Source organism: Ralstonia pickettii, assembly GCF_001699815.1.
GTDB lineage: Bacteria > Pseudomonadota > Gammaproteobacteria > Burkholderiales > Burkholderiaceae > Ralstonia > Ralstonia thomasii.
Genome location: NZ_MCGB01000094.1, coordinates 38,210 through 44,209, shown reverse-complemented (window position 1 = coordinate 44,209; position 6,000 = coordinate 38,210). Strand labels below are relative to the sequence as shown.

7 protein-coding genes are annotated in these 6,000 nt (G+C 57.0%); all 7 read right to left on the bottom strand.

Annotation, left to right across the window (positions count from 1 at the left end; all coding sequences use genetic code 11):
* A partial coding sequence (locus tag BEK68_RS25970) for a hypothetical protein (RefSeq protein WP_139111350.1) occupies positions 1-184 on the bottom strand: 184 nt, incomplete at its 3' end.
* Positions 185-253: 69 nt separating this feature from the next.
* On the bottom strand, positions 254-778 hold the full coding sequence (locus BEK68_RS19985) for a pilin (protein ID WP_012434939.1): 525 nt from the start codon (positions 776-778) through the stop codon (positions 254-256).
* Positions 779-965: 187 nt separating this feature from the next.
* On the bottom strand, positions 966-2,702 hold the full coding sequence (locus BEK68_RS19980; protein WP_012434938.1) for a PglL family O-oligosaccharyltransferase: 1,737 nt from the start codon (positions 2,700-2,702) through the stop codon (positions 966-968).
* Between the two features lie 71 nt (positions 2,703-2,773).
* Positions 2,774-3,283, bottom strand: a complete 510-nt coding sequence (locus tag BEK68_RS19975) for a pilin (protein WP_012434937.1) — start codon at positions 3,281-3,283, stop codon at positions 2,774-2,776.
* 252 nt (positions 3,284-3,535) lie between these two features.
* Positions 3,536-4,057 carry a pilin gene (locus tag BEK68_RS19970; protein ID WP_012434936.1) on the bottom strand — a complete coding sequence of 174 codons (522 nt, stop codon included), beginning with the start codon at positions 4,055-4,057 and terminating at the stop codon, positions 3,536-3,538.
* A gap of 185 nt (positions 4,058-4,242) precedes the next feature.
* A complete protein-coding gene (locus BEK68_RS19965) occupies positions 4,243-4,938 on the bottom strand; it encodes a TerC family protein (protein WP_012434935.1) in 696 nt (231 codons plus the stop codon).
* Positions 4,939-5,091: 153 nt separating this feature from the next.
* The gene (gene sucD, locus BEK68_RS19960) at positions 5,092-5,973 is read right to left on the bottom strand and encodes a succinate--CoA ligase subunit alpha (protein WP_012434934.1); all 882 of its coding nucleotides are present in this window, start codon (positions 5,971-5,973) and stop codon (positions 5,092-5,094) included.
* Positions 5,974-6,000 lie beyond the last annotated feature (27 nt).

The following is a 6,000-nucleotide window of genomic DNA, read 5'->3' as shown; positions in this document are numbered from 1 at the left end:
CTTCGATCGCTTGTTGAATCACTTGCCGCGCCCCGTGACGAACCAATTCGTCAAGTCCAAGCCCGACTCCCGATAGACCGACGACTGCTTTTTCCGTATCCTTGCTCATGGTGGATGGTTTGATTTTTTGCTGGTTTCCGACTTCGACAATCAGATTCTCAGCTGAAACCTCCACCGCCTTCAACTTCCCGCCTCAACTCCCCCGTACACCACTTTCGACTTTAGCTCGCGCTCTCATCATTTGGCGCTTAAATTACCGGCATTCCGCAGGTGCAACATTTGTCGCCAATGACGGCTTCGTTTCAAGTTCGGCTGTTCCTGCTCGGACGGCGGCGCCCTTGGCATAGCAATCCCAACGAATTGGACCTGTGGGGCGAACACTGCTCGCGCTTGACCCGCTCATGGCTTCATCATAGGTTGTTGGCTTGAGCAACAAGACATTTTCACCGTCTTTCGCTACCGAATCAGTGTATTTAATTTGAATTTCGCCAGTCTTTTGACTGATCACGATGCCTTTCGCTTGGACGTAGCGCGTGGCTTTCGTGTCTGCGGCGAAACCCTCGTCGAACGGAACCCCAGCGCTGGCGTTCTCGGCCACAGTTGTCTTGGCTGATGCTGCGAGGGCCAACCCCTCGCTTACGCGGGCGCGCGTGACGTAATCTTGATACGCGGGGACGGCGATCGCCGCCAGAATACCGACAATCGCAACAACGATCATCAGCTCAATCAGAGTAAAACCGCGCTGGTGTCGCCCGTTGTACTGGTAATGCAACTGCATTTTTCTCCTCCAGATGCAAAAATGGATCCTCATTGAATTTAATGAGGTGGGAGGAGATTAACGAATCAGTTGCTTATTAACATGAAGCACAACTCATTTTCACAAAAGCAGCCGCAATTTTTGCGCGCATCAAAAAAAAACGCCTCAATGAGGCGTTTTATTATTCCTTCAGGCTTTACTCACGATACTAATTGACACCAACAAGTAAGCCCTCAGACTTCAGGCGGTCGCAGAACACTTTGAGATCATCGGCCTTCTGCAAACATGATTGAGTAAGCAGCGACGACTGCGCTGCGTAATCCGTCCAGTATTGGTTATGTAGGCGGCGCACTTGCGTCACGGCCTCTTCCGTTTTCCCTTGGAACGCCAACGTTAGAGCGTAGCGCTGCGATGTAGCGGCTCCTGGATAGAACTGGGTTGCCTGGCGTTCCAATGCCGCCATTACGGCTGCCATCTCGTATGTAATTCCCGAGTTGATTGCAATGGCCAGTGTTGCGTAAGGTACCAACAGCATCTGTCCGCTTGCTTGATAGACCGGCAACTCCTTGCTCAAGCCGGCAGGTGCGTAGTACAGGCGCTCGACTGACTTGTAGTCAATCCACATGCGGGCAGATAGCGCACTGACGCACACCACGATCACTCCGCTCAAAACCCATGTCATGCTGGGCGAGGGAAAACGCAGCATGCGCGTGTCTAGGTAGCCGAGTGCGAACGCAAAGGGCAGCAGGAAATAGAGGTAGTACAGCGGATACTCCAGCATCGAATGAATGGTTAGTACGGCAACCACCGACCACAGAAATGCCGCTGGGGGCGTCATCCGAAACTTCCAAAGAAGCGAGATCAGTCCGACCGCCGGCAGCACAACAGCAAACAGACCGGCTAAGCCAACCTTGGCGAGCAGATCTAGCACGATGTTGTGCGCGTTCATTGACATCTCAACATGACCCAGCACATCGGTTTGGACGTACTGATTCCACGCGTAATCCCCCCATCCTGCGCCGAGCCACGGGTGCGCGATGAACATGTGCCATGCGTGGTTCCACAACAGGGGGCGCAATCCTGCGCCTTGCTGCATGCGTTCCCCCAGTGATGTCGGCAGGCCCCATTGCCAGAGAACATTGCCGTAATCCATCAACCAATTGCATAACTGATAGGCAATCGTCAATGCCAGAACCGGGGTTACGAAAACGAACCAGCGACGTCGGCCTGTCGTTTGTGAAGCCCAAGACCATCCGGCGAACAGGCCTACGGCAATCAGATGTAGCCACGCCACGCGGGAAACACTGAGCGCAGTGCCAAACAGGAAGGCCAGTACCACGATGCCTAGCAGAATACGCAAACCTAACGAGCGGACTCGCTGCCAGAGGAAGAGGCATGCGGCAAGACCAAATGCGAAGTACGAAGCCACGTGGTTTGGCTGGTTCAAGTTGCCCCACATGCGGCGGCCAAGCCCGGTGGGAGGCAAACCGATGAGAATGTCCGGTATCCCCACGAGCCGCCAGAGATGAACTTGCTCCACTGCGACCGTTGCCAACCCGCCAAGGATCGTGCCGACCGCTACGGCCTCAAGCACACCGGGCATCTCCCGGCATCGAGCACCCAAACCGCAAACAACCATCGCTGCCAGTAAACAAATGCATGCGGCAAAGGAAAAAAATGGATTGAGAGGCGTTGCGATTCCCAGTTGAACGATGAGCACCACAATCAAAGCGAGTGGTGCGAGCGCAATACTTGGCGAGCTAGCCCTCCCACGCCAACTAAGCCCCAGCACGACTAACGAGAAGGCAATCCAGCACCATGCTGACGCGGACTCGGCATAAAACGTTGGAATCGGATAGGTGTGCGGTGCGACCAAGAAGGGCGCAGAGAAGCAAACCGCTGCGAAAAACCACAAGGGCCACAACAAAAATCGCGACTGAGGCATTTGAAGTGAAATGGGATCGGCGAAATAAAAAGAGCGCCCGAAGGCGCTCTTTGAGCAACAGCTAGTGTAGCTTAGCGGCACTCAGCCGGTGCCCACTTGGCCGGCAGCGAGCCAAGCGTCACAGTCACGCCGGTAGGCGCCGTTGCGCTTGCCGATGCGCACTTCCACTGAACCGGAGCGGCCGGTGCGGAGCTTTGAGCCAGGTTGGAGTTCGTCGAGCCAACCGTGAAATACGGCGTGAGCGTCAGCGTCGGGTTAGAGGTGGACACGGCCGAGCCATAGGTAATCGTGATATGCCCATCCGTACCCGAGACGACCAAGTTATTCACGTTTTTCGTAGCCGCAAACACCGTGGAACCAGCCGACAGATCGCTTTGTGCATTGGCTGCGTTTTCGGCCACCAACACCTTGGCAGCAGCAGCCAGCGACAGACCTTCCGTCACGCGGGCACGAATCGTGTAGTCCTGATACGCCGGAATGGCGATAGCAGCCAGAATACCGACGATTGCAACCACGATCATCAGTTCGATCAGCGTGAAGCCCTTCTGGACCCGCTTGTTCAGACGACGCATCGATTTCATTGAATTTTCCCCCGGAAAAATTTGGTTAAGGATGATGCAAGGCTATTAGAGCAGGGACCGTGCCATCTCGATTTCGTGAACTCGTGTGTCAAAACTGTCGCTATTCGCTCTACTGCTTGGGCATGAAGTGACAGTTTTTGACATGCCGTGACGTGTATCGTCAATTTTTGTGGAGCTGGCACAAAGTCATCAGTGGCCGGCGGCTTACACGAAAACGGCGCGCGTAGACGCCTCGACTGAGCACAAGGATCGCTATCTGCACTCCGCCGGAGCATATCGAGCATCCAAAGTTGGCGTCCCGGTGCGGTTGACGTTCGGTGGCATTTGCTTGCCATTCGCCGAACATGCCCACATGACGACTGCTGGAGGAGCCGACCCCGCACTGAGATTCGCGTAAGTAGACGACGCAGTGCCTGAGTAGGGCGTGAGGATTAGCGTGTTGCTGCCGGCTCCAGCCACGCTAGAGGTGAACCCGATGGAAATTTCACCAGAGCTACCATCAATGTCTAATGAGGCCACATTTCGTGTGGCCGATAGCGAAGCGGCGCCCAGAGATAGGCTGCTTTGTGCGTTTGCAGCGTTCTCGACCACCAGCGCCTTCGCCTGCACAGCGATGATTAGCCCCTCCGTCACCCGCGACCGAATCGTATAGTCCTGATACGCCGGAATCGCCAACGCCGCGAGAATCCCAACAATCGCCACCACAATCATCAGCTCGATCAGCGTAAAGCCGCCCGCCCGACGCTTTATTCCCTTGCTGTGCTTGAAAACCATGACCTCTCCCCAAAAGGTATTTTGTTGTTGAGAGGCCACCCTGCAGGGACTATGCCAAGGCATACATCGTGTATCTGGGCACAAACTGGCGCACTTTGCTGGATATTCAGGCGCAAATCTGACCGTTCTTGACAGAATTTCAGACAGAACCCGTCATCACCTACTTTCGTGGGGAATCGTTCGGACTAGGCTTGGCGCAATGTTCGCCGGCTGAGCCACCAGCCCACACACACGACCAGCAGCGCCCCAACACACCCAACCACCACATCCGCATACGGCACCGCGCGTTCGAACCACGCCGCATCAATCGGATCGGTGACCAGCATGTCACCGGCAAGGTACCCGAGCAGCGCCGCCCCCAGCGTGATGATCACCGGAAAGCGCGCCATGACCCCTACCAGCAGGGTGCTGCCGAACACGATCAACGGCACCGACAAACCAAGCCCCAGCACGAGCAACAGGAACGTCGTGCCTGGCGGCCCCTTCTCCGCCGCGGCGGCCACCGCGACGACGTTATCGAGCGACATTACAAAGTCGGCGATAAGGATGGTCTGGATGGCAGGCCATAGGCCGCCCTGCTGATGGCGATCGGAGGCTTCATCTTCGGCTTCCGTCAGCAGCTTCACGCCGATGTACACCAGCAGCAACGCGCCAATCGTTTTGAGGTAAGGCAGCGCAAGCAGCTTGACAGCCAGCACGGTCAACACCACGCGCAGCACAATGGCGCCCGCGCTGCCCCAGAAAATGGCTTGTTTCTGCTGGCGCTTGGGCAGGTTGCGCGCTGCCAGCGCAATGACAACCGCGTTATCGCCCGACAGCACGATGTTGGTCAGGATGATGGAGCCGAGTGCGAACCAGAATGCGCTTGAGGTGAGCGCCATAGTGTTCTCGAAGATGTCCTTGTGGATCGGCGGCAGATGCGCCACTGACTTGTTTGCTTATACACATGTCGTGCCGCGATCGCACGCCGCGTCGCGCACAAACAAAAACGGGAGCCGAAGCCCCCGTTCTCGCACAACCTCAAACCTGATCGATTACAGCATCGCCTTGAGCAGACGTGCCATTTCCGACGGGTTCTTGGTGGTCTTGATGCCGCATTCTTCCATGATGTCGAGCTTGGCTTGCGCGGTGTCGGCACCGCCCGAGATCAGCGCGCCGGCGTGGCCCATGCGCTTGCCCGGAGGCGCGGTCACGCCAGCGATGAAGCCAACCACCGGCTTCTTCATGTTGTCCTTGATCCAGTAAGCCGCGTTGGCTTCGTCCGGACCGCCGATCTCACCGATCATGACCACGGCGTCCGTTTCCGGATCGTCGTTGAACATCTTCATCACGTCGATGTGCTTCAGACCGTTGATCGGGTCGCCGCCGATACCGACAGCCGACGATTGGCCCAGGCCCAGCGCGGTGAGCTGGCCCACGGCTTCGTACGTCAGCGTGCCCGAGCGCGACACCACGCCGATGCGGCCCTTGCGGTGGATATGACCCGGCATGATGCCGATCTTGATTTCGTCCGGCGTGATCAGGCCCGGGCAGTTCGGGCCCAGCAGCAGCGTCTTGCTGCCGGCCTTACGCATCTTGTCCTTGACCATCATCATGTCGCGCACGGGGATGCCTTCGGTGATGCAAACCACCAGGTCCAGTTCGGCTTCGACAGCTTCCCAGATTGCATCAGCGGCGCCAGCGGGCGGCACGTAGATCACCGACACGGTCGCGCCGGTCTGGGCCTTGGCGTCCTTGACGGTTGCGTAGATGGGAATGCCTTCGAAGTCTTCGCCGGCCTTCTTCGGGTTCACGCCTGCCACGAAGGCGTTCTTGCCGTTGGCGTAGTCGCGGCAGCCGCGGGTGTGGAACTGGCCGGTCTTACCGGTGATCCCCTGGGTGATGACCTTGGTGTCTTTGTTGATCAGAATCGACATGCTGTAATCCTTTTATGCAGCGAGCCG